General features: G+C 47.8%; 20 protein-coding genes. 3 read left to right on the top strand and 17 right to left on the bottom strand.

Features of this window, described 5'->3' with window-relative positions:
- Positions 1-393: 393 nt before the first annotated feature.
- Positions 394-1,500 carry a response regulator gene (locus tag HGP28_RS10335; RefSeq protein ID WP_168836376.1) on the bottom strand — a complete coding sequence of 369 codons (1,107 nt, stop codon included), beginning with the start codon at positions 1,498-1,500 and terminating at the stop codon, positions 394-396.
- A gap of 266 nt (positions 1,501-1,766) precedes the next feature.
- Between HGP28_RS10335 and HGP28_RS10330 the strand changes: the two genes are divergently transcribed.
- Complete coding sequence (locus tag HGP28_RS10330) at positions 1,767-2,645, top strand: LysR family transcriptional regulator (protein ID WP_168836375.1); 879 nt, start codon at positions 1,767-1,769, stop codon at positions 2,643-2,645.
- 112 nt (positions 2,646-2,757) lie between these two features.
- Here HGP28_RS10330 and purF read toward each other — a convergent pair whose 3' ends face one another.
- The 10 genes from purF to fabB all read right to left on the bottom strand — a co-directional run bounded on the left by purF (position 2,758) and on the right by fabB (position 17,265).
- Positions 2,758-4,272 carry an amidophosphoribosyltransferase gene (purF, locus tag HGP28_RS10325; protein WP_168836374.1) on the bottom strand — a complete coding sequence of 505 codons (1,515 nt, stop codon included), beginning with the start codon at positions 4,270-4,272 and terminating at the stop codon, positions 2,758-2,760.
- Positions 4,273-4,305: 33 nt separating this feature from the next.
- Positions 4,306-4,800, bottom strand: a complete 495-nt coding sequence (locus tag HGP28_RS10320; protein WP_168836373.1) for a CvpA family protein — start codon at positions 4,798-4,800, stop codon at positions 4,306-4,308.
- 61 nt (positions 4,801-4,861) lie between these two features.
- Positions 4,862-5,440 carry an SPOR domain-containing protein gene (locus HGP28_RS10315; RefSeq protein ID WP_168836372.1) on the bottom strand — a complete coding sequence of 193 codons (579 nt, stop codon included), beginning with the start codon at positions 5,438-5,440 and terminating at the stop codon, positions 4,862-4,864.
- Entirely contained in the window at positions 5,440-6,705 is a 1,266-nt protein-coding gene (folC, locus tag HGP28_RS10310; RefSeq protein ID WP_168836371.1) for a bifunctional tetrahydrofolate synthase/dihydrofolate synthase, read from the bottom strand. Before folC ends, HGP28_RS10315 begins: the two co-directional genes overlap by 1 nt.
- A gap of 44 nt (positions 6,706-6,749) precedes the next feature.
- Entirely contained in the window at positions 6,750-7,676 is a 927-nt protein-coding gene (gene accD, locus HGP28_RS10305) for an acetyl-CoA carboxylase, carboxyltransferase subunit beta (RefSeq protein WP_168836370.1), read from the bottom strand.
- Between the two features lie 359 nt (positions 7,677-8,035).
- A complete protein-coding gene (gene truA / locus HGP28_RS10300) occupies positions 8,036-8,836 on the bottom strand; it encodes a tRNA pseudouridine(38-40) synthase TruA (protein ID WP_168836369.1) in 801 nt (266 codons plus the stop codon).
- Between the two features lie 85 nt (positions 8,837-8,921).
- On the bottom strand, positions 8,922-13,055 hold the full coding sequence (locus tag HGP28_RS10295) for a FimV/HubP family polar landmark protein (RefSeq protein WP_168836368.1): 4,134 nt from the start codon (positions 13,053-13,055) through the stop codon (positions 8,922-8,924).
- 379 nt (positions 13,056-13,434) lie between these two features.
- Positions 13,435-14,448: an aspartate-semialdehyde dehydrogenase gene (locus HGP28_RS10290; RefSeq protein ID WP_168836367.1), complete on the bottom strand. Its 1,014-nt coding sequence runs from the start codon at positions 14,446-14,448 to the stop codon at positions 13,435-13,437.
- Positions 14,445-15,578, bottom strand: a complete 1,134-nt coding sequence (locus HGP28_RS10285) for a 4-phosphoerythronate dehydrogenase (protein ID WP_168836366.1) — start codon at positions 15,576-15,578, stop codon at positions 14,445-14,447. Before HGP28_RS10285 ends, HGP28_RS10290 begins: the two co-directional genes overlap by 4 nt.
- Positions 15,579-16,053: 475 nt before the next feature.
- Positions 16,054-17,265, bottom strand: a complete 1,212-nt coding sequence (gene fabB, locus HGP28_RS10280; RefSeq protein WP_168836365.1) for a beta-ketoacyl-ACP synthase I — start codon at positions 17,263-17,265, stop codon at positions 16,054-16,056.
- Between the two features lie 144 nt (positions 17,266-17,409).
- Here fabB and mnmC point away from each other — a divergent pair, with 144 nt between their 5' ends.
- The gene (mnmC, locus tag HGP28_RS10275) at positions 17,410-19,437 is read left to right on the top strand and encodes a bifunctional tRNA (5-methylaminomethyl-2-thiouridine)(34)-methyltransferase MnmC2/FAD-dependent 5-carboxymethylaminomethyl-2-thiouridine(34) oxidoreductase MnmC1 (RefSeq protein WP_168836364.1); all 2,028 of its coding nucleotides are present in this window, start codon (positions 17,410-17,412) and stop codon (positions 19,435-19,437) included.
- 78 nt (positions 19,438-19,515) lie between these two features.
- On the opposite strand, the gene HGP28_RS10270 is transcribed toward mnmC, so the two are convergent.
- The 4 genes from HGP28_RS10270 to prmB all read right to left on the bottom strand — a co-directional run bounded on the left by HGP28_RS10270 (position 19,516) and on the right by prmB (position 22,437).
- Entirely contained in the window at positions 19,516-19,785 is a 270-nt protein-coding gene (locus HGP28_RS10270; protein WP_168836363.1) for a YfcL family protein, read from the bottom strand.
- The gene (locus tag HGP28_RS10265) at positions 19,775-20,323 is read right to left on the bottom strand and encodes an elongation factor P hydroxylase (RefSeq protein WP_168836362.1); all 549 of its coding nucleotides are present in this window, start codon (positions 20,321-20,323) and stop codon (positions 19,775-19,777) included. Before HGP28_RS10265 ends, HGP28_RS10270 begins: the two co-directional genes overlap by 11 nt.
- A 16-nt stretch (positions 20,324-20,339) precedes the next feature.
- Positions 20,340-21,428, bottom strand: coding sequence for a chorismate synthase (aroC, locus tag HGP28_RS10260; protein WP_168836361.1), 1,089 nt, complete (start codon positions 21,426-21,428; stop codon positions 20,340-20,342).
- 76 nt (positions 21,429-21,504) lie between these two features.
- Positions 21,505-22,437, bottom strand: a complete 933-nt coding sequence (gene prmB / locus HGP28_RS10255) for a 50S ribosomal protein L3 N(5)-glutamine methyltransferase (protein ID WP_168836360.1) — start codon at positions 22,435-22,437, stop codon at positions 21,505-21,507.
- Positions 22,438-22,498: 61 nt separating this feature from the next.
- Between prmB and smrB the strand changes: the two genes are divergently transcribed.
- Positions 22,499-23,029 (top strand): endonuclease SmrB, encoded by a 531-nt coding sequence (gene smrB / locus HGP28_RS10250; protein WP_168836359.1) that lies wholly within the window; start codon positions 22,499-22,501, stop codon positions 23,027-23,029.
- Positions 23,030-23,115: 86 nt separating this feature from the next.
- On the opposite strand, the gene HGP28_RS10245 is transcribed toward smrB, so the two are convergent.
- Both HGP28_RS10245 and sixA read right to left on the bottom strand, forming a co-directional pair.
- A complete protein-coding gene (locus HGP28_RS10245; RefSeq protein ID WP_343033851.1) occupies positions 23,116-23,604 on the bottom strand; it encodes an RDD family protein in 489 nt (162 codons plus the stop codon).
- Positions 23,605-23,751: 147 nt separating this feature from the next.
- The gene (gene sixA / locus HGP28_RS10240) at positions 23,752-24,216 is read right to left on the bottom strand and encodes a phosphohistidine phosphatase SixA (protein WP_168836358.1); all 465 of its coding nucleotides are present in this window, start codon (positions 24,214-24,216) and stop codon (positions 23,752-23,754) included.
- Positions 24,217-24,775: the final 559 nt, after the last annotated feature.

Here is a 24,775-nt window from a genome sequence, read left to right as displayed (position 1 = left end):
GGCTCACTGAGCTGAGAGCAAGGCAAACAACGCAGCGAAATAGCGAGCCTATTTTCAAGTTGTTTAACGCACTTTCGTTACAACAAAAAGCGGTTCAGTGATTGGCTCCCAAAGGGCGAGCTGCCTTGGCTCATCAGCTTTGTTGACGATTTTCGATTGAGAGCCACTCAATCTTCAAATCCTCGCCTCACTGACAAACCAAGTCATTCTCGCTGAACCATGCATCTTGAGGTTACTTGGATATATCAAGTCTTATCGAGCGCACATCATAGCCTAGTGATCGGGAAACAAACACCGAGTAAAAATAAGGATATCAGGCGGGATATTATGATCTGGGCGAACATAAACACGACCCTCATTCACTATAGTGAACGAGGGCATTACTAGGGTCTGTTATGATGGCGTTTCGGTTTGACGAATTGTCAGGGCGAAGTTAGTTTGTCCAACATCAGAAAGAGACAAGATGGCTTTTGAGCCCAGCTCAAGCTCTGTATAGATTGGATTATCCAAACAACCATCTCCCAACGCGTACCCCCCTGAGATCACTTGACGCTGATCGCCTACGCTCCATTGACTATCCAGCCCTGCAGGAAGCATAGCCATTGTGCCTCTTGGTAAATCGCCGACACCAATCAGCGCATTGACTTGACCAGCACTTTCCGAGCAATGCATCCCCTTTTCAATAACGTCGAGTAGCTCTCGCAAATCGGCAGCCCCCGATCTAAGATGGCGCACATAGTCGTCAAAAAGAGCTCGAATCAGTAACGACGTTGCCGCAGCATCCCCTTTTGCACTGTTGCTATCTACGAGATAAAACAGATATTGGCCACTTGCCAACCAACGATAATCGAACACTAGCGGCATAATGTCGGCTGGTTGCAGCAGGCGGTATGAACATTGCCAGGATCCCAGTTGACTCTCACGCTCCGGTGCGAGAGCGCGCAAAAGATCTCGCGCGGCGTTAGGGTGTTGCTGAAGATATTGAAGATGCCAATGCAGCTCTTGCTCGTCTGGCATTTCACCGCCCCCATCGACCCGAAACCACTCACTGGCGAAATCACGTGGATTGGCATTATTGTCAAAGGTTTCGCGAAGGGTCGATTCTATCGCCTCTGACAAATGTCGAAAATCAGTAATCGGTTTGGCAAGGAAATCTTTGATGCCATAACGCAGCGCTTTCGCAACATCAGACATTTCGTCCGTCGCAGACACCACAATTAATGGTAAGGACGGATACTGAATACTGACTTCTTCAGCAAACTCGATGCCATCAAGTATCGGCATCGCGAGATCGCAAAGGACCAGATCAGGCACGTGTGCACGCAACTGTTCAAGTGCGCTTAATCCGTTATCTGCCTGATAAACACGGTATCCTTGTTTTTCTAAATACGCACCAGTCACGCGACGAAAAATCGGATCGTCGTCAACCACGAGAATTTTTGTCGGGATAGGTGCCCTTCCTACGCTGTCTACAATAACTCGCTTGTCGGCCTTTAACATCGAACACCTCTCAAGCTTCAAATGAAAAAATATTGTTATAATACATAAAGACAAAGTGATAATTTATTCATCAAATTTCACTACTCATGTCCATCTATAACGTTAGCTATAATCGACAACTTTGACAAATATTCCCCCCTTTGATGAGATCTTACCCACAGTTTCAACTTCGGCAAAAACTCGCCACAAGGTTGACGTGACGCAAATTTCACACTCACACTACGGGATAAATTAGGGCGAATTGGTAAATTTCTGTGTCTGGAAATATGAAATTAGATGATTTAAACCTATTTCGACTGGTTGTCGAAAACGGAAGCTACACCGCAACCTCGCGCAAGACTATGATTCCAGTGGCAACCATCACTCGCCGAATCCAGGCGCTTGAAGACTCTGTAAACCTCAGATTGCTCAACCGACATGCACGTAAGTTATCACTTACTGAAGCTGGGGAACGTTACTACAGCGAATGCTCGCCACTGCTGCAGCGTCTCACCATGACAGCTGAAGAGATTCAAGATGAGTGCCGTGGCGCTTCGGGCAAATTACGCATCACCGCGCCCTATAACCTAACCAAGCGTATGATGATGCCGCTGTTTAACAGCTTTATGGAGAAATACCCCGATATTAGTATCGATCTCATGACTGATAGCGATGCGGATAAACTCGACCCAACCGAATGGGACGTTATTTTCCGCGTTGGTCGCCAACGAGACTCGAGCCTAATTGCACGTAAAATTGGTGAAGTAGAGGATATTCTTGTTGCCAGTCCACGTTACTTAGAACTCCATCCGGCCCCAACCCATGCCGAAGAGCTGAGCCAACACGCACTACTTAAAGGCAGCCCACTCATGAAATGGACCTTGCTTAATAATGAAGGGGATATGGTGGTTAATGTGGACCGAGGTCGCTTTCAAGCCAATGCACTCAACGTTATTCGTAGCGCATGCTCAGAAGGTCTTGGTATCACTTTAATGCCCGATGTGATGATTAAAGAGTACATCGAAGATGGCAGTTTAGTTCGAATTTTACCGGACTGGAGCGCCAACCCGCGCGACATCTATATGTTGTACAACCATAAAGATCATTTGCCTGAAAAAGTGCGCTTATTCATCGACCACATTATTGGTCATAATCTCAACGGCTAGCCGTCACAAGATAAAAAACCAGCTGACAAAGCTGGTTTTTTATCTCACTAACGTTCCCGCTATGGGGCTAACGCAACACATGCCTCACAGAAAACGTCTGAAGAATTTCGTCTTAAGCCTCTTCGTTATAAAGCTCAAGATTAGCCAAATCTTGCTGGATCTCGCGTTGTACTTTCGCATCGTCGCTGCGCAGTGACTCGAGAAAATCAAGATAACGCTGATCAATATCACCAGTCACATACTCACCACTAAATACCGACGTATCAAATTGGGCGATATCCGGGTTGCCACAACCGACCGCCGTAACCAAGTCATCCAATGTTTGGAAAATAAGCGCATCAGCGCCAATTTGGCGGCAAATCGTCTCGTTATCGCGCCCATGTGCAATAAGCTCATTTGCGCTTGGCATATCAATGCCATACACGTTAGGGAAACGCACTTCAGGCGCGGCAGAGACCAAATACACCTTACGCGCACCTGAGTCACGTGCCATTTCAATGATCTGCTCTGATGTGGTACCACGAACGATAGAGTCATCGACCAATAACACATTTTTGCCTTTAAACTCAGAACGAATTGCGTTCAGCTTACGACGCACCGACTTACGGCGTTGCTGCTGACCTGGCATGATGAAAGTACGCCCGACATAGCGATTCTTGACAAACCCTTGGCGATACGGCTTATCAATGGCTTGCGCGATCTCCAGCGCAATGTCGCATGACGTTTCAGGGATTGGAATGACAACATCAATATCCAGATCCGCATATTCCTCTTTAATGCGCTCACCTAAACGCTTGCCCATTTCAATGCGCGCGCTGTACACGGAAATCTTATCGATAAACGAGTCTGGACGAGCAAAATAAACAAATTCGAAAATACAAGGATTCAGCTTAGGATTATCAGCGCATTGGTGGGTGAAAAGTTCACCGTCAAACGTGACATAAATCGCCTCACCAGGCGCCACGTCGCGCACGAAGTCAAAACCCACCGCATCGAGTGCAACCGATTCAGAAGCGACCATATATTCAGTGTTACCCTGCTCTACGCGCTTACCAAGGCACAAAGGACGAATACCATGCGGATCACGAAAAGCCACCATGCCATGACCGATAATCATTGCTGTGACGGCGTAAGCGCCACGTACGGTACGATGAACATTGGTGACCGCACGAAAGACATCTTCAGCGGTCACATTACCTTTGATGGTATCAATTTCATGCGCTAGGACATTGAGCAGCACTTCAGAATCAGACGTTGTATTAATGTGACGACGATCTTTCTCAAACAGTTTTTGACGCACTTCATTGGCGTTGGTCAGATTACCATTGTGCGCAAGTGCGATGCCAAACGGTGAGTTGACGTAAAATGGCTGCGCTTCAGAGGCACTTGAGCTGCCTGCCGTCGGATAACGAACATGACCAATACCAACTTCCCCTTGCAAACGCTGCATGTGCTTGGCTTCAAAGACATCTTTCACCAAACCGTTCGCTTTTCTCAGACGAAAACGATTGCTTTCTATGGTACAAATACCCGCGGCATCTTGGCCGCGATGTTGCAACACCGTCAGCGCATCATAAATCGACTGATTAACGGGCGTGACGCCTACGATTCCAACAATACCACACATGTCCTATTCCTCGTTTTTCGACGGTGGCTGGCACTACCGAAGCGTGCCAGACAGAAAACTTGATGTTGCTTGTAAATGATCAAAGAAAGGCGCGATGATGCGGCTGAACTCAGGGACCAACTGCGAACTCTTCCACCATTCCGATTCTGGGGATGCGGTAAACGCATCCATAAAAAACAGCATTGCCGAAACGATTAAAACGCCTCTTAGCGAGCCAAATACGACGCCGAGTACTCTATCAGTGCCAGAAAGTCCGGTTTTTTGGACCAATTGGCCGATGGTGTAGTTTACAACAGCGCCAACAATCAGCGTGGCGATAAACAGTGCTGCGATTGCGGCCCCATTACGAAATAACTCATCTTCGATATTGGTGAAATAGGCAGCTAACTGAGTGTAGTAGTTACTGGAGACAAAAAAGGCCCCAAACCAAATCACCAACGAGAGCGCTTCTTTCACAAAGCCGCGGATCAAACTGATCAAAGCCGAGAGCCCGATCACACTTAAAATGACAATATCTAAAACATTCATTGGTTCTTCATTCCAAGTTGGCGCGCATTTTAACAGAAAAAATCGCGACGCAAACGTTTTCCTAAGGGTTTAGTGGTTTAAATTTAAGCAATTGACCTTTTGAACCGGTAATTTTTTCCAATTCCTTGATCTGACGTTCCAGTTTGCTTTTGGATACATCGGGTCCAACGATAACCCGCGTAAAGCTACGCTCTTTCTTGGTGTGCGCTTGATACCCCTGCTCACGCAGTTCGTTGACCACTTTTTCAGCGTTCTCTGCGTTTTTAAGCGCCATCAATTGAATGATCCAGCCACTGTCTTGAAAGTCGTTCTTTTCAATCACAGGTACCACTTTTGTCGTGACATTGTCGTCTATCGAATCTGGCTCTTTATTGGCTTGGGCCACTTGCGCTTGAGTCACTTGTTGGTCATCTGGCGTTTCCATCACTACGGGGGAGTCAGGTAATGCCACATTCGAACTGATCGGCGCTTGAATTTGGTAGGTTTCCATCTCGTCACTGAGCGCCGGCTTGATAGGAATCGCGGCGAACTCTTCGGTGTAATGCTGCTTTTCCCCATCAAGTAAATCTGGCAACACAATCACGCCAAGGGTGACGAGAATAATGGTGCCGACAAGTCGGTTTTGAAATTGGCTGGCCATTAAGACTCCTTGCTTTGCTGATGTTCGAGTACCTCACCGACGGTATGAAATGACCCGACTACCAAAATAATATCGTCTTCACTAGCGCTGTTAAGTGCGTGCTGATACGCCGCCACGGGTGTTGCAAAGCCGCGCGTCTCGCAAGGTAAATGCGCTAACAGTTCATCATAACTTGCCGCTCGCGGCCCCGTTAGAGAGGCAGGATACCAAGCGGTGGCAATCGGCGTCAGTTCCGCAAGCGTCGCGGCAATATCTTTATCGTGCAGCATTGCGACCACCACATGGGTGTGCTTTTCGCGATAACGATGCTGCATTTGTTGGGCGAGATAAGCCGCTGAATGAGGATTGTGCGCCACATCGAGCAAGACTAAAGGCTTGGTTTGAAGCACTTGCATTCGTCCTGCAAGCGTTGCATTTTTCAAACCGGCGACAATATCTTCATCGCTGATCTCAAGGCCACTCGTACCTAGCGCCATTAACGCTGTCGCGGCATTGGGTAACGGCAAATTGGGCAGCGGGAGATCATCAAGATGATACGCGCCACTTTGCCATTGCCAGGTGTCATTTGCGGTTTTGTGATACTGAAATTGAATCCCAACTTGATACAGCTTGGCTTGAATATCATCCGCATGAGCTGCGACAGTAGCTGGCGGGTTGGGCTGACCGCATATTGCAGGCTTATTGCCACGGAAGATCCCCGCTTTCTCAAAGCCAATCACATTAATATCATCACCAAGCCAGTCAACATGGTCAATGGCAAGGCTGGTAATGATCGACACATCGTGCTCAACCACGTTAGTGGCATCCAGTCGGCCGCCGAGCCCGACTTCCAATAACACCACATCCACCGCCTCGGTCTGAAACAGACGCAACGCCGCCAAGGTGCCAAACTCAAAAAAACTTAAACTGATATCCCCCCGGGCTTGTTCAACAAAATCAAAGGACTGGACATGTTGTTCATCGCTCGCGTCTTGGCCATTAATGCGCACGCGTTCGTTATAGCGAATTAAATGCGGAGAGCTGTAAACGCCAACACGATAGCCCGCATTAAGCAAAATCGCTTCCATAAGCGCACAGGTAGACCCTTTACCATTGGTTCCAGCGACGGTTATCACGGTCGGGGCCGGTTTGCAGAGATTGGCATTTTGCGCGACAGCTTGCACCCGTTCTAGGCCAAGGTCGATTGCAGAGGTGTGAATACTCGCTAAATAATCAAGCCACATCGCGAGTGGGGATGTGGCTTGTGGTATAACATTTTGGCTCATCTAACTTAAACCATGAATCGCTCGGTCATTTGTTAGTGATTACTTTACTCTTTTTCGCTCACTTCGGGTACTGAATATGGCGCTTCACTTGGAGAATCGTTAACCGATACCACTAGAGGTGATGTGTGGTTAGTTAATTTCGCCACCAGGCCACCAACACGCTGACGCATCTCACGGCGGTCCACAATCATATCAATGGCACCATGTTCCAACAAAAACTCGCTGCGTTGGAATCCTTCTGGTAAATCTTCGCGCACTGTTTGTTCAATCACGCGGCGGCCAGCAAAGCCAATCAATGCTTTAGGCTCACCAATGTTGATATCACCCAACATGGCAAGACTTGCCGACACACCACCCATGGTTGGATCGGTCATCACTGAAATGTATGGCAATCCTTTTTCCGACAAACGTTCCAATGCAGCGCTGGTTTTTGCCATTTGCATCAACGACATCAGGGCTTCTTGCATTCGAGCGCCGCCACTGGCAGAGAAGCAGACCAAGGCGCAATTATGTTCAATCGCCGCTTCCACCGCGCGAACAAAACGCGCTCCTACCACAGAGCCCATCGAGCCGCCCATGAAGGCAAATTCAAACGCACAAGCCACAATTGGCATGCCTAAAAGCTCGCCTTTCATCGCCACTAGCGCATCTTTCTCGCCGCTGGCTTTTTGCGCAGCCGCAATACGCTCTTTATAACGCTTTGAATCTTTGAACTTAAGTTTATCTTGCGGCTCAAGCTCTGTGCCTAATTCAACCCGCTCTCCCTGATCCAAAAATGTTTCAAGGCGACGGCGAGCCTTCATGCGCATATGGTGATTACACTTTGGACACACCTCGAGGTTGCGCTCAAGCTCAGCGTGATACAAGACTTGTTCACATGAAGTGCATTTTGTCCAAACCCCCTCTGGGATCGATGCCTTACGTGATGTGACGATGTTGCTCTTTTCTAAAATCTTTTCAAGCCAGCTCATGGAAGACCTTTACTTTCGTAACTTTCGCTACAGGCGAAAGCCATTAATTAGACACAGTTATACTAAGTTACCTCAGACAGCGAGGTTCAGCGAGAACGGCTGGGGCGAACAATCCAAGAATTAAACCACAGTTAATTGAAACTGTAGATAAAAAACTGGTTGTACCTATTTCGTTACAGCATCTCTACCTACCTAAAACGCCAAGTTGTATAGAACCTCTATACCTGTCCTACTTAAAGTTGCAGCGCTTTTATAAATAAATTAAGGGGCGGGCTCTCACAACCCTCATCACATAGTTTGTCTATGTTCACGAAGTGCTCAGAGGTTTTACTCGTTTGCCGCCTAGCTACATCTTCACGTTAACTTTGCGTTAAATCATCAGGTAAAAATAGCGGGCCCAATGAGGCTCGTGGCAGCATAAATTCTTGCGGATAATCCACATCCACCAGATAAAGACCTTCGGCCTTAGCGGTTGGTCCTGCCACTTTGCGGTCTTTAGCCTCAAGCACCTGCTTTATCCATTCAACCGGTTGCTCACCGCGACCGACCATAATCAGGCTACCTGTAATATTACGCACCATATGGTGCACAAATGCATTTGCTTTGATGTCAATCACCACATAATCTCCGTGGCGCGACACATTTAAGTGCATTAGATTACGAAACGGGCTGCGAGATTGGCATTGTACTGCGCGAAACGAGGTAAAATCATTTTCACCCAATAAAAACTGACCTGCCTGATGCATTTTTTTTTCATCAAGCACACCGTGATAGTGACTAACACCACTGCTCAATATGCCCGGCCGTAATGCGTGATTAAAAATCACATAACGATAACGACGTGCGGTCGCTGAAAAACGTGCGTGAAAAGACTCAGGAACTTCCATTGCCCAACGCACAGCAATATCTTTGGGCAAATTGGCGTTGGCTCCCATCGTCCAGGCGATCATTTTGCGGTTGGTGTCAGTATCAAAGTGAACCACTTGGCCAGTACCGTGGACACCAGCATCTGTGCGACCAGCACAAAGCACCTCAACTGGATGGTTTGCCACTATTGAGAGCGACTTTTCTAGCGCCTCTTGTACGCTCTTCACATCACGCTGACGCTGCCAACCATAGTAATTTGTACCGTTATATTCGATACCGAGTGCAACTTTCATTTCTATCTACCAACTCGATCAGGGCCGGGAAGTATAACCTTAACCCGACCCCAGATGCGAGTTTCAACTCAGCGACATTGACGCGCTACAACTTTGCATCAATATGATCAATCAGCTGCTTAGCTTGGCGGCGAATCGTATCATCACCCAACACAATCGCTTCTTCGAGCAATTTACGGGCGCCTTCACCATCGTTCATTTCCAGATAAATTTTTGCCAAGTCTAACTGGCCCGCGGCCTGTGCATTTTCGTCAATATCGATGCCATCTACCGGTCCAATTACATCGGGAAACTCATTTAACCCAACATCGAGCTTAAGGGCCTGCTCTTCGAAATCGCCGCCATCGCTATCGACTTGTGCCATAAGTTCATCAATGGACATATAGCTTGGCGCATCAGTGGCAAGGTCATCTTGCTCAGCCCAATTTTCAGAATCTGCATCAGGTAAGCCCACTGGCTGCGTATGCTGCCAGATGGATTGCTCATCATCTGGAACATCGTCTGAAATCGCAGCTTGTTGGTCGGCAGAGAGGGTAAATCCGTTCCAATCTTCGCCATCCATATCAAGCATGGTCGCAATGTCCAGCCCTGCACTGGCGCTAGCGTCATCATCTAATGCGTATTTTGGCGCTTGATGTTGCTCTGCTGCGTCGTTGAGCAAATCAGCCATTGCGCTGTCATCAAAGGAGTCTGCTAGCTCGGCATACTTCGACTCTGAATCATCCGCTTTGTCTTCAGCAAAATCAGACACCCCTGACTCGCTCGGTTGTGTTTCTAGCAGCTGGCTCTCTAACGCGTCGGCATCGACATTCTCGGTGCCAAACAGATCAAATAGTGCATCTTTTTCATGCTCTAGAGCATGCTCTTGTTGGTCACGCTCTTGAGCCACAGGCTCTGATTCGTCAGGCTGAAGGTGATTTAAGATTGTCGGCTCATCCGCGCTATGTAGTGCTTCGTCTTCACCAAATTCAGGCAAATCATCGTCGCTTAACGACCAATCCTCTTCTTCTAACCCGCTGGCAAATTCGTCAGCAAGGTCACTAATGCTGCCGTTAGCGTTTGGCGTTTGCGAAGCGTATTCGTCCAACGCATCTTCTTCACCAAACTCTGGCAGCTCATCGTCGGTGAAATTCCACTCATCGTCATCCCCCATGTCTGAACGATCAGAATTCGGCGTAACATCGAGTTCGGGCTGAGCACGGCTATTTGACGCGAAATCTTCAGCCGCGAGTTCTGTATCAAGAGTAGCGGCGGATTCAGATTCAGATTCAGATTCAGATTCAGATTCAGATTCAGATTCAGATTCATCAAATAGCCAATCCTCTTCTTGTGGAATGCCAAACTCATTTTCCACCGTATTTGGGGTTGGGGTATAACTTGGCTGCGCGTCATCTACTGATTCATCATCAAGCGGCATCGTACTTGCCGTATCCATGATTTCATCTGATGGCTCTGCGGCGTTCGGGCCATTGTGTTCGTCAACTGGCACACGCTCGACTGGTGTATCAATCGATGGAAGCGGGGAAAGTTCATTTTCCAATTCATCCTGCGGTTCATTGGATAAAAACTCATCGCTTGGCGCTTCAATCTCATCGACAGTATCAGGTTCATCGCTGACAATTGCCTCGACGCCCAATGCGTCGTTTTCTGCCGTATCAGTCTCAGCTTCACTCTCTGGTGCTGCGGTTAATGAAGGAGACTCTGATGTTGTTGGCTGTCCCTCAATTTCGTCGATGGCGGCTTGTAGCCAATCCTCTTCGGTGACAGGCGAAACGTCATTTGGCTCAACTGCGTTTTCTTCAACATGCGACTTTGCATCCGCGGGGGCGCTATCCTGCATCGCCTGTTCGAATGCATCAAACGATTCATCATCTAAAGAAAAATCGCCGTCGTCATCACTGCCTTCGACCGCGTCTATGGCATTTTGCAGCCAATCGTCTTCCTCTTCATCGGCGGTTTTTTCGGCAGTTGAGTCTGATGCGAACGTGTCCTCGAGGTCAAAATCAGCATCATCACCAATCTCTTGATTGGCGGCCTGGTGTTGTGGCTCAACTTGGTTTAACTCGGTATCGGCCTCGGGTTCGCTCAGCGATTCAGCGTCGATATTTTCATTGTCGCTATCCCAATCAATTAAATCATCAAATGGGTCAAGTGATAGGCTCTCTTCTTCGTCTTCGCCAATAAGCTCGTCGAGCAACGCACTTTCACTATCGTGATCGTCACTTTCATCGTCGACTCGCTCATCAAGTAAAATATCGTCAATGCCCTCATCAGAAACAAAAGCGTTTTGAGAAAGTAACGCGCCATTTTCAGCGGTATCGCTCGCATTCTCCCTTGCACTTTGCGCATCAGACGTTGGTGCATTTTGCTGAACGTCATCCAGCAACGCGTCTAACTCGGTCAGTGGATCAAATTCTTCCTCATCGAGCATATCATCGAGTAAATCGATCTCATCACCGTCAAACTCGTCTGAATCGTCGAGTGCGATAGTGCCAAGTTCAGACTCATCTTCAGTAATAGCGGCATCGTTTTCTGCTGCCATGTCTTTTGAAGACGCAGATTCGTCATCCAGTGCCAAGTCAAATGAAAACTCATCGTCCAAAACTGTCTCTTGATCGAGCGAGCGACTGTCACTCTCAAACGGGTCCGGTTCGCTGCTGGTGATGCTATCATCTAGATCAAAGTCACTATCTGCCGGTTGCGCGAGCAGTTCATCCAATAGCGACTGCTCTAAGCTATCGCCATCAAGATCTTGATTCGCATCGTCACTTGACAACAATTCATCAAACGCCGCTTGAGAAAGCAAGCCATCATCAAGGCTGTTGGTTAATTCATCATCTTGGTCTGACAAGTCCAAATCAAGGTCGAATAAATCCTCTTCTGCCACATCTTCGTTATCGAAGCTGGCTTCATCAAAGGCACGATGCATCTCTTCAATGCCAAGCGCTTTCTCATCGCCATTTACGGTGATGCTACGTCCGCTGCCATCAAAATTGGCCAAATCATCGGCTAAGTCGCCATCGTCATCAATTGCGGCGAATGGGTCCTCTCCGTCATCTTCAAGATTGAAATCAAACTCACTCTCATCCAAGTCGCCAAAAATATCATCCGTAGGATCGGGCTCTATCGTAGCGTCTTCAGGTGGTGCTTCCGGTATTAAGTCATCAAGTTGGTCCGCTGCGGTCGCTGCTGCCACGCCACCTGCGGCCGCCATAGCAAGTTGCTCGCCTTGAGCTCCTGACGGCTCGCTGGTTGCCTCATGATCACTCGCTTGTGTGTTCTTGCGCTTACGATAGCGCAATGCCGCTATACCGATGCCACCAATAAGCAGTCCCGGTACAATTGCCGCGATTAGCACCTGGCTATTGCTGGCAAAAAATTGATCCCACGCACTTGGGACCATTTGTTTGAGCTTCGCTTCGCGTTCACGCTCTTGCGCAAGCAATTTTTCCACTTCAACACGAATGCGCTCTTCATCATTGAGCTCAACTTTTAAGTTCTCTACCTCGTTTTGCACCTGAGACAGCATCAAGCGCAAAGCGTGGTTTTTCTCCTCTAGCGCTAACAGCTCACTTTGCGAAGATTCAAGTTGGTGTTCAAGAGCGGTCACCTTCTCTGGCTGAGCCGAAGCTTTCGGCAACGCCGTTGGCGTTGTCTCTGCTAGTACAGGTTTTGATTCAGCGGTTGTTACAGGTTGCGACGCCTTACTCGCACTAACGACGGCTGTTGTGGCAGGTTCTGCCTTGGTAACAACTGGCGCTTTTGCCACAGCCGGCACCGCAGCTTGGGAAGCTTGGTTTAACTTCGCTTGATGCGCTTGCATAATCGCAACCGCTTGGTCTTGCGAGGCTTGATTAATTTGCTCAAGCGATGGAATGCGTAACGTACTGCCCGGAATAAGACTGTGAATATTTTGTTGTTCAAACGCCTGCGGATTTAGGCGGTAAATCGCAAGCAGTGTTTGCTGCACGCTAACAGTATTTGTCGGACGAAGCTGCGAAGCAATGGACCATAAGGTTTGCTCAGGTGCGGTTGGCCCAAATTGGGCAAGGTTGTCACTGCGTACCGGCTGCGAATAGCGCGGCGCAGGCTGCAGTTCACCAGTAGGCCCCACCAGACGAATGGCTTCTGCGTATGACGATTCGCCGTATGTGGCAGAAATTGCTGTCGCGCCAACAATAAGTGAAGATACAAACAGGCGCTGAAAAAATGAACGCATAAAAGGCTCAGCTAAATACTTTTTATTTCCAAGGCCAACAACAAAGCGCTGAGCGACAGGTCGAATCACGTGAGTCTGAATTCTCGTAAGTCAGATATTACTCACACGCGATTCGCTTCAACTTCACCATTACCTTGATTAACCGTGGAAATAGGAATAATGGAATAATTGGTAAATATATCGGATAACGACACTAAAACTACAGAGCAGATCAGGAAAAATGTGTAACTCTCACCATATTCGTGGCATCGACCACACAAAACAGTAATAAACTGCGGCTGAAAATGAAAATACCCTGAGTCAATGCTCAGGGTATTTCATCAATTCGTGACCGCTAGACCCCAGCCTGGAGGTGCTAGTTCAAGTATGACGAATACAACTAGTAATAGTCACGAATCAGTACTTCAGCGATTTGCACCGCATTTGTCGCTGCGCCCTTACGAACATTATCTGCCACAACCCATAGATTTATGCCATTTGGGTGACTGATATCGTTACGTACGCGACCAACCAAAACGGTATCTTTGCCGACAGCGTCACGCACTTGAGTCGGGAACTGATCACCGGTAAACAATTCCACCCCCTCAGCTTGCTCGAGAAGCGCGACGGCTTCGCTGGCGTCCAAAGGCGCACGTAGCTCGACGTGCACTGCCTCGGCGTGTCCGTAAAAAACAGGAACTCGAACGCAAGTTGCGTTAACACCAATCGAGGGGTCATTGAAGATCTTCTGGGTTTCCCAGACCATTTTCATCTCTTCTTTGGTGTAGCCGTTATCCATAAATTGGTCGATTTGCGGAATGCAGTTAAACGCAATTTGTTGTGAAAACTGGTTAGTTTCAGCAGGTAATCCATTGAGCAGCTTGGCCGTTTGACCTGCCAATTCGTTTATTCCCGCTTTACCAGCTCCAGAAACAGACTGATAAGTCGACACATTGATTCGCTCGATACCGACAGCGTCATGCAATGGCTTTAAGGCCACCAGCATCTGAATCGTTGAACAGTTGGGGTTGGCAATAATATTGCGATTGCGAAAATCTGCAATAGCACTTGGGTTTACTTCCGGCACCACTAAAGGAATGTCGTAGTCGTAACGAAATTGTGATGTATTATCAATAACAACCACGCCTTCGTCTGCCGCTATCGGTGCCCATTTTGCTGACAGTTCTGCGCCCGCAGAAAACAGTGCAATGTGTGCTTGTGACCAATCAAACTCTTCGACATTTTGTACGTAAATCGATTTACCATTGAAGCGATAGCTCTTACCTTCACTACGCTCACTCGCCAGTAAAAACAATTCGCCTACCGGGAATTGACGCTCTTGAAGCACCTCGATTAGGGTTTCGCCAACGGCGCCGGTCGCACCTAAAATCGCGACATTGTATTGCTGACTCATGCAATTTCCTCTATTTGAAAACCCAATTTGGCCAATGAAGCCAAATTGCAGGAATGATCCCCTACCACAGTGACTGCGCTGTATTCGCGGCGATCCCAGTAGTGTTTGCGCATTGCATCAAATGCACCGGGCTTGCCAATTTCGCGACGAAATTGCGCATCATCTTGACGTACATCGTAAATCAATTGGGTCAAGCTGTGCAGCGCGGCTTCATCCCAAGCGCGTGACAAATGCACTCTAGGAAGCGGAGCAACAGGCAACAGTTCGCTCGCCTCAACACGCATGGTTTGACCTAAAAACTCACAATATGAGTTAAAAATCATGGTCGTGCCACGTGCTTTACCTTCTAAGCCGTAGCCGGCAACATGGGGGGTGGCGAATGCTAACAGAGGCAATAGTGCCATATCAACCTCAGGTTCAAATTCAAACACGTCCAAAGCGGCAGTAAAACCGTCTTGTCGCAATAAACGCGCCTTAAGAGCCTGGTTGTCTACCACCGGGCCACGCGCAGCATTAATCAAAATCTGATCGCCACGCAACCGTTCCAGAACCTGCTCATTGATAAGATGATGAGTGGCATAAGGCCCTTCTCGCGTGATCGGGGTATGCAGTGTGATAACATCGGCGCTCGAAAGCAGCGTCGTTAAGTCGGTAAATTGTCGACTGTCACCTTCAGCTTGTTTCAGTGGATCGTTGATAAGTACACGAATGCCAAGCCCTTCTAAGCATTGCTGTAAATAACTTCCCACTTGACCGGCTCCGATAATGCCCACCGTTTTGTCAAAAATAGAAAACCCTTGTTGCTGCGCCAAGACCATTAGCACACTAAAAACATATTCTGCTACGCCAACTTTATTGCAGCCGGGCGCCGCAGTAAAAAATATTCCACGCTCTTCAAGCAGCGCTTGGTCAACATGATCCATGCCCGCCGTTGCGGTACCGACAAATTTCAAACGGTTGGCTTTGGCTAACAGCGCCGCATTCACTTTGGTTACAGAGCGGATCATGAGCGCATCAACATCAACAAGATCATCTTCGGTTAACAAGCGACCCGGTTTTAGGATCACCTCGCCTATCTGGCTAAACAACGCCTCGGCGTAAGGCATGTTTTCATCAATTAGAATTCTCATTTCCATCTGCTTTGTTCGCTAAAAATTGCCATCAATTGTGCAGAAAACACTAAGCGCTGTCGAGGCAATCAAAGTCATTGAATATACCTAAGTGACCTCAAGATGCTGGGTTCAGAACCAGACACTGGGCTGAGAGCAAGATAAACCACGCCGCTGGACACTTGGTGAACATAGATAGATTATGTGATGAGGCTTATGAGAGCCAGCGCCTTCCGTTGCCACGAAAAGCCCTGCGGCTTCACGTCGAACGGGTATAGCGAAAATGACGTGGTCTGTCAGTGGGGTGAACGTATAAAGATGAAATGATTCTCTATTGGACGGAAAATGGCAATAAAAGGCCCGGCCGAAGCCGGGCAAGATTCCAGAACAAAAGGAGTCAATCCCGCTCTCCGTGGGACCAAGTCTGCGTCTGTCTGATTGGTAGACCAATCAAGTCTGGAAATCATGGCGCGGCAAGCCGCGCAACTTAATCTGGTTAGCCTTGGTATTTCTTAATCACCAAAGTGGCGTTAGTGCCGCCAAAACCGAAGCTGTTTGACATCACAGTGTCCAGCTCAACTTCACGCATCTCGGTGACAATATCCAGACCGTGAGCGGCCTCATCAAGCTGAGTAATGTTAACGCTCGGTGCAATAAAGCCGTGATGCAACATTAGCGTTGAGTAAATCGCTTCGTGCACTCCAGCTGCGCCAAGCGCGTGACCTGTCATCGCTTTCGTCGCAGAAATTGCTGGGCTATTACCCGCAAACACGTCTTGAATCGCTCCAAGCTCTTTCATGTCACCCACTGGCGTAGAGGTGCCGTGAGTGTTGACATAATCGACTTTGTCTACCCCTTGCATCGCCATCTTCATGCAACGTGCCGCGCCTTCACCAGACGGTACAACCATGTCGTAACCATCTGACGATGCACCGTATCCAACGACTTCGCCATAGATTTTCGCGCCACGCGCCAGTGCATGCTCAAGCTCTTCGACCACCAGCATGCCGCCGCCGCCAGAGATAACAAAACCATCGCGTTCGGCATCATAGGTACGTGATGCAACTTCTGGCGTGTCATTGTATTTGGTTGACAGTGCGCCCATGGCGTCAAACATCATGGTCAGTGTCCAATCCAACTCTTCGCCGCCGCCAGCAAACACGATGTCTTGCTTACCCAATTGAATAAGCTCCATCGCATGACCAATACAGTGCGCTGATGTCGCACAAGCGGAGCTCATCGAGTAGTTAACCCCACGAATTTTAAATGGCGTTGCCAAACAAGCCGATACAGTCGATGACATGGTTCGAGGCACCATGTAAGGGCCAATGCGTTTCACTCCTTTTTCACGTAACGTATCAACCGCGATAGCTTGATTGTGCGACGAAGCGCCGCCTGAACCAGCAACAATACCAGTGCGATCATTTGACACGAGTTCTGGGGTGAGTCCAGCATCCGCAATCGCTTGTTCCATCGAAAGGTAGGCGTATGCTGCGGCGTCGCCCATAAAGCGCATTTGCTTGCGATCAATATGTTCCGCAGGGTTGATTTTTAGATCGCCCCAAACTTGCGAACGAAGCCCTTGCTCTTTGAATTGCTCAGAAAAAGAGATGCCCGATTTACCGGTTTTCAAAGAGGCCAGTACTTCTTCGACGTTATTACCGATGCTCGAGACGATACCCATCCCAGTGATGACGACTCGCTTCATGTCATTGTCCTATAATTTTAAAACCAGCTAGATGATAACGAAGATGATTGACAAAAGTGGTCAGCTTTCCTACCAAAGCGTACAATTTATTCCTAAGTGATATTTCGCGCTAAAGAGCGCGTACCATGTTAAGAACCCTAGGTTATGACCAAAAATTCAATTACTAACGCCACACTTGACTGGAATGAGTCAGGCACACCCGTGTCTGAACAGTTTGATGATGTTTATTTTTCCAACGTCAACGGCCTGGCTGAAACGCAATATGTGTTTTTAACACAAAACCAAATTCCCGAGCGTTGGCAGAGCTTTGAACCGCGGCGATTTGTTATCGCAGAAACCGGATTTGGTACGGGATTAAATTTTTTGGCGGTATGGCGCGCGTTTGATCAATTTCGCGCAGCTCATCCTAGCGCGGTATTAACTGAACTGCACTTTATCAGTTTTGAAAAATACCCACTCAGTCGCGAAGACTTGGCGCTGGCTCATCGCGCTTGGCCTGAGCTGGCCGATTACGCTGCTCAGTTGCAGCAGCACTACCCGCTTGCCGTTCCCGAGTGCCATCGTGTGGTGTTGGCAGGCGGTGCAATCACGCTAGACCTATGGTTTGGTGACATTAAAGATTGCCTTCCTAAGGTTCCCAACCCCACCAGCGGCGTTGTCGATGCGTGGTTTTTAGATGGTTTCGCGCCGAGCAAAAACCCCGAGATGTGGAACCAAACCTTGTTTAATGGCATGGCGGCTCTGGCGAAAACCGATTGCACTTGCGCCACGTTTACGGCAGCAGGGTTTGTCCGTCGCGGTTTGATTGACGCAGGCTTTGCAATGCGAAAGGTCAAAGGGTTTGGCACCAAACGAGAAATGATTGCGGGAAAACTCGAGGCACGCCAGCTGCAAACCAATATGAATAGCCAGTTAGCACGACCAAGTGCTGAAGCTTATGATGACATCGCAATTATTGGGGGCGGGATTGCCAGCGCGGCATTGATTCGCGCTCTGCAACGCCGTGGCAAACAGGTGACGCTTTATTGTCAGGATTCCGCGCCCGCGCAAGGTGCGTCTGGGAATCGCCAAGGGGCGGTTTACCCGCTGTTAAATGGCCAACACACCCCCGTCTCACGCATTTTTTCTGCGGCATTTGTTTACGCGCGTCAATTTGCGATTCAGGCCAGTGAGCAATTTGATTACGACCACGATTGGTGTGGCGTCACTCAACTCAAATGGAACGATAAAAGTACCCAGAAACTGAACACATTACTTAAAGGGCAATTCCCAATAGATTTGGTAACAGGTCTTAATGTCGAGCAAACCAACCAGCATTGTGGTTTACCGATAGGCGTTGATAGCATTCATTATCCGCTCGGAGGCTGGCTCTCCCCTGCGCAACTGACACAAGGGTTGATTCAACACGCGCAAAATCACTCAACTCACCCATGTCAGACACACTTTAATTGCACGATTTCAGCGCTCGATTTTAACGCAAATACTCAGCAATGGCAGCTCACTAGCAGCATCGGCGTTCATCAGCATCAGGTGGTGATCATCGCCAATGGTCATCAATTTTCCAGCCTTACGCCAACCGCATCACTTCCGCTAGGGCAAGTCAAAGGCCAAGTGAGTCATATTCCGACCACCGAGAACTTAGCTAAGCTGCGTAATGTGCTGTGTTACGATGGTTACATGACGCCTGCGAATATCAATACGCAGCAACACTGTATCGGTGCGAGTTATGATCGAGAGCATCTTGATTTAGCCTACGACGATGCAGCGCAACACGACAATCGCGATAAACTGGCGCATTGTCTTCCAGAACAATCTTGGGTCAATGAGATTGATATTTCGGCTCAAGATTCGCGCCAAGGCATTCGCTGCGTCAGTCGCGATCATCTTCCCTTTGTTGGCAATATCAGTGATCCTGACGCCTTGCGCGCGCTCTACGCCGACATAAACGATTCCGCCGCTCAAACGACGTTACCCAGTTATCCGCAGCTCTATGCACTATTAGGATTGGGATCTCGTGGCTTAAGTTCAGCGCCACTCATGGCCGAGCTATTAGCCTCACAGATCTGCGGCGATCCCTTGCCATTGGCGGTTGATTTGCTTGATGCGTTGCACCCAAGTCGAATGTGGGTACGTAAATTACGTAAAGGGCAGGAGATAGAGACGAGAAACTAGAGAGCGCTCAAAAACAGTTAAATGTGAAGCCGCAAGGCCGCAAGAATGGTCTTGTGCTCGCGGTTTCACATATAAGGTTCAGTACTGCAAACTCTCGCTGAGTTGCTGCCACAGAGATTGTACAATCACGCGATCCGCTGGTGAAAGTTCAGATCGCGCGTCATCGATACTGCGCTCAATTTGACCTTTGAATATCGCAACATCGTGGATCCCCTGCTCTTCACACGCCGCTGCGGAAAGGGAAATATGGCCGCGTAAGTACCCGCCTGCAAAAAGTTCATCATCGCTGGCGTCACTAATACGCGCATCAATCAGAGCGAGTAATTGCTCCTCGAAATCAATAATCATAACGCACTTCTTCTAGTTTAAAATCGTCTTTTGTCAGTGGTGGCATTTGATAAAATTCAGCCAACGCCTTTGCCAACAGCATGACTCGCGGAGGTAACCCCTCTAAGAGTATTTTTTGTACCTCATCAAGCACACGCCGTTTGAACGCCAATCTGTCGATGTCAAATCCACCACTGAGGTTATCGCAGCTGACATCAAATGGAAAACCCGCACTTTGCGCTAAGATCCACTCATAAGCTTGAGGCCTGATCTCAGCCTCCTCAAAGGCCGCCTGCTGCGCTTTCGTGCGCCCATCAGGCGCATACCAATAGCCAAAATCTTCCAGCAAACGTCTTGCAGGACCTGCGACACACCAATGAGCAATTTCATGCAATCCAGAGGCATAAAACCCATGAGCGAAGATGACCCTATGGTGAGGATGCGCTGTGGTTGCCGGTAAGTAAATCGGCTCATCGCCACCACACACAAGTTGAGTGTTATAGTCGTCAAAAAAAGTACGATTAAAAATAGCAATCAAATCGTGGTAGTCATGAGCCACTGTTTACCTTTAAAAATCAAACAATTTTGGGCGTGTCAGTTCGCACCGCTGAATTTTGCCCGCGGTGACGCAGAAGATGATCCATCAGTACAATCGCGAGCATCGCTTCTGCAATAGGCACCGCGCGAATGCCAACGCAAGGATCATGGCGGCCTTTGGTGATAAGTTCCGTTGACTCGCCAGACTTTGTGATTGTCGCACCTGGCACGGTAATACTTGAGGTGGGCTTTAACGCAATATTGGCCACAATGTCTTGCCCTGTGGAAATGCCGCCTAAAATGCCCCCAGCATGATTGCTACCAAAGCCTTGTGGTGACAACGTATCACGGTGATCACTGCCTTTTTGCGCGACAACATCAAAACCATCGCCGATTTCAACCCCTTTGACCGCGTTAATGCTCATCAGTGCGTGAGCAATGTCCGCATCCAATCGGTCAAAGACTGGCTCTCCCAATCCAACAGGTACGCGTGTGGCAACCACTTGAATTTTTGCGCCAATCGAATCGCCTTCCTTTTTCAGCTCGCGAATCAATTGATCAAATGCATCCACTTTATCGACATCCGGACAGAAAAACGCGTTATTTTCTATCTCATTCCAATCGACTTTATCAATGCTGATATCGCCCATCTGCGCAAGATAAGCGCGAATTTCAATACCAAACTCTTGATGTAAATATTTCTTCGCAATTGCGCCTGCCGCAACACGCATGGCGGTTTCACGTGCAGAGGAACGACCGCCACCGCGATAGTCGCGTACGCCATACTTCTGATGATACGTATAGTCAGCGTGCCCTGGGCGAAATTTATCTTTGATCTCTGAATAATCTTTTGAGCGCTGGTCGGTGTTTTCAATCAGCAAACCAATCGATGTGCCTGTGGTTTGCCCTTCAAACACACCAGAAAGAATTTTGACTTCATCCGGCTCGCGTCGCTGAGTGGTATAACGCGACGTACCCGGCCGACGACGGTCTAAATCGCCCTGTAAATCGGCTTCATTAAGTGCCAGACCTGGGGGACACCCATCCACGATGCATCCCAACGCAATTCCATGACTTTCACCAAAGGTTGTCACTTTGAAATGTTGTCCAATACTGTTTCCTGCCATGACTTCCTCTAATTTATGTTGTCGATAGCTGTTACAAAGCGGCGTCACGCATTGCGCTTACGCCGCGTTTGTATTGTTAGTCTTTGTAGAGTGAAAACTCATTCGCACACGCGACAAGTTGCTCACGAGTAAGCAAAAAGACGCCATGGCCGCCATTTTCAAATTCAAGCCAAGTAAATGGGATTTCTGGGTATTGCTCAACCATGTGCACCATGGAGTTACCCACCTCACAAATCAAAATACCATTTTCACTCAGATAATCTGGTGCATTGGCTAAAATGCGGCGAACCAATTTCAAACCGTCACTGCCTGCCGCTAAACCCAACTCTGGCTCATGAGTGAACTCAGCCGGTAGGCTTGCCATGTCTTCGGCATCAACGTACGGTGGATTGCTCACGATAATGTCATATTCGGTTTTTGGCAAATCGCGGAACAGATCGGAGCGAATCGGAAACACTTGCTGCTCCATTCCGTGATCTTGAATATTAATTTCAGCCACTTGCAATGCATCTGCTGAAATATCAATCGCATCCACTTCAGCATTAGGAAACGCGTGCGCGCAAGCAATCGCAATGCAGCCGCTTCCCGTGCACAAATCCATAATGCGTTCAGGTTCATTGAGTAACCACGGCTGAAACTCTTGCATAATCAGCTCGCCAATCGGTGAACGTGGCACCAAGGTGCGCTCATCAACATAAAATTCCAAGCCACAGAACCACGCTTTGTTGGTTAAGTAAGCGGTTGGCGTGCGGTCATTGATACGTTTGACAACACGCTCAACAATACGCAAGCGCTCACTACTAGTGAGGCGTGAACTCAATACATGAGGAGGCACATCAATCGGCAGGTAAAGCGTGGGAAGGATCAACTGAACCGCTTCATCCCATGCATTGTCCGTTCCATGACCATAAAATAAATTCGCCGCGTTAAAGCGGCTTACGGTCCAACGGATCATATCTTGAAGGGTGTGAAGTTCACTCACCGCTTCATCTACAAAAATCTTGTCCAAAATTGCCTCCGAAAAGCGCTACAATACCGCCCACTCAATTAAAAACAACGTGTGACCCCGAATGAGCAAACACTACACCGAAGGCGACGATGACTTTTCGTTGTTTCAGCAGGAAGTCAAGGGCATAAAAAAGTTGTCACAGGATACCATAATCCAGCAACCAAAAAAGAATGCCAAACAAAAAGAAGTGATTCGCGAACAACGCAGCGCTCGCGATGCTGAATTTTATTTTTCTGATGAGTTTGTCCCGCGATTGAGCGACGAAGGGCCAACACGTTACGCGCGAGATGATGTTTCGACTTACGAAGTAAAAAAGTTACGCCGTGGTGTTTATGTGCCTGACGTGTTTCTTGACATGCATGGTATGACTCAAGTTGAAGCCAAGCGTGAACTCGGTGCAATGATCGCTTATTGCCTTAAAAACGAAATCCACTGCGCTTGTGTTCAGCACGGTATTGGCAAGCACATTCTTAAACAAAAAACGCCGCTTTGGTTAGCACAGCACCCTGATGTGCTCGCATTTCACCAAGCACCGCTTGAGTTTGGTGGCGATGGCGCCCTTTTAGTCCTATTGTCGATCCCTGAAAAATAAATAGAGGCTTCCCTTATTACTAGGGAAGCCTCTATTCAACATTTTGATTAACCAACCATCGCACATCGTTTATAGAGAAAAGACGACTAAAGATTTATCACGATGGTATTTGCAGCCATATCACCCAATCTTTGTCGTTTTTTTGACAATATAAATAATCCGTCCACTATTCCAATAATTGGATTCAGCACATTTCTTACAAAGGATTGCCACAATGAACAATATTGACCATTATCCTTGTCAATAACTGACATTTTCAAGAATAACTTCCCAACACTCTTCCCTCGGGGAAGTGCGTCACAAAAGACATAGTACAGACCTGAAAAAATCAGAGCAATTATATCAATATCATGTTGTTGGGTGATAAAGGGCTTCAAAGACACAATAAAGAAAAGAAAAATCAGCCATGCTATAGCAAAGTCAATAAATTGTCCTAAATATCGCTTGCCAGGACTGGCTAATGAGCAAAGCAAATTACTCATTTCTTTGTCATGAAACCCACAAACTTGAGACTGAAGGTTATTATCGTCCGTCAGATCCATCTCATTGATATTAAATCTAGGTTCTATTCTCACTGAGTAAATCCTTGACATCAATTGATGTGACTTTTTTAACTTAAAAAGCATTTTAAAGCGACTAAAAAAACACACGAACCAAAAATTAACAAAGGATGCTATACACTTTGCTAATTTCGCATAATGACCTTGCTTTTCAGAGTAAGTTTAAGGCTGCCATTGCCAGAGCAAATCGCCTTTTTTATTCTTTTCGTCAAACTCAATGGCTGCAATGGCAGAGGTGGCGAACATCAGCGGAGCCATACTGGGTACCAGCTCCGCCGTTAAGTACCCCACCAGCGGAAGGTGAGATACCAGTAATAGCTGCTGCGGTTTTTCCAATTCGATTAATGCCGATAGATAGTCGAATACCGCCTCAGCGTCACCGTATGGCGTGATGTCTGCACTAAGCTGTACTTCCTTCGCACTCAAGCTCTGATTCAATTCTTGCCATGTCTGCTGCGCGCGAATGTAAGGGCTCACCAAGACTTTATCAAACATCTCAATGCCATTTTCGCGGCACTTTTCGGCCATAATTCGAGATTCCTCGCGACCGCGCAGGGTCAACTCACGTTCCGCATCACTGTCAGCAAACTGCTCTGCTTCACCATGACGCATAATGTAAATTTTCATGCCATATCCTAATTGTGGGCTTCACTAATACTCGAACAACTTGAAGGTGCAGGTAGGCGGCAAACGAACAAAGCCTCTGAGCATAGATGGGCTATGTGATGAGGTTTGTGAGAGCCAGCCCAGTACTTTGTAACGAAATGCACTGCCGCTTCAGGCCGAACGGGTATATATACTCAAGTCACTTCAAGATGCCTGATTGCGCGAGAATGACTTGGATTGTCAGCAGATGTGCCTATCAAATTTCACATCAAGACTATTTTTATCTTTATCGACAGGCAAGCTTATAAGCTTTATTTTCCGATAGATACTACGAAAACTCGGTTTAACCGTATTTGGAGCATCTCTCATTTTTAGTTTTAGTGTTTCGATGACCGCTGCGAGTTCTAACTCAATAGGACGCTAACGCGTGTCCAAAACACTTTATGCAACTAATTATAACAATTACCTTGCCAATTGATTCATTATTTTTAACAATCAATTAAACTATCAATTCGACCCCTTCGCTGATCGTAACGGAAGTGGTCCAACGAGACAAAACTGACATTTATATTCGCGTTTT

The sequence above is a fragment of the Vibrio agarilyticus genome (assembly GCF_012641465.1).
Lineage (GTDB): Bacteria > Pseudomonadota > Gammaproteobacteria > Enterobacterales > Vibrionaceae > Vibrio > Vibrio agarilyticus.
The sequence above is the reverse complement of the archived record's forward strand: the minus strand, read 5'-3'. Positions and strand labels throughout refer to the sequence as shown.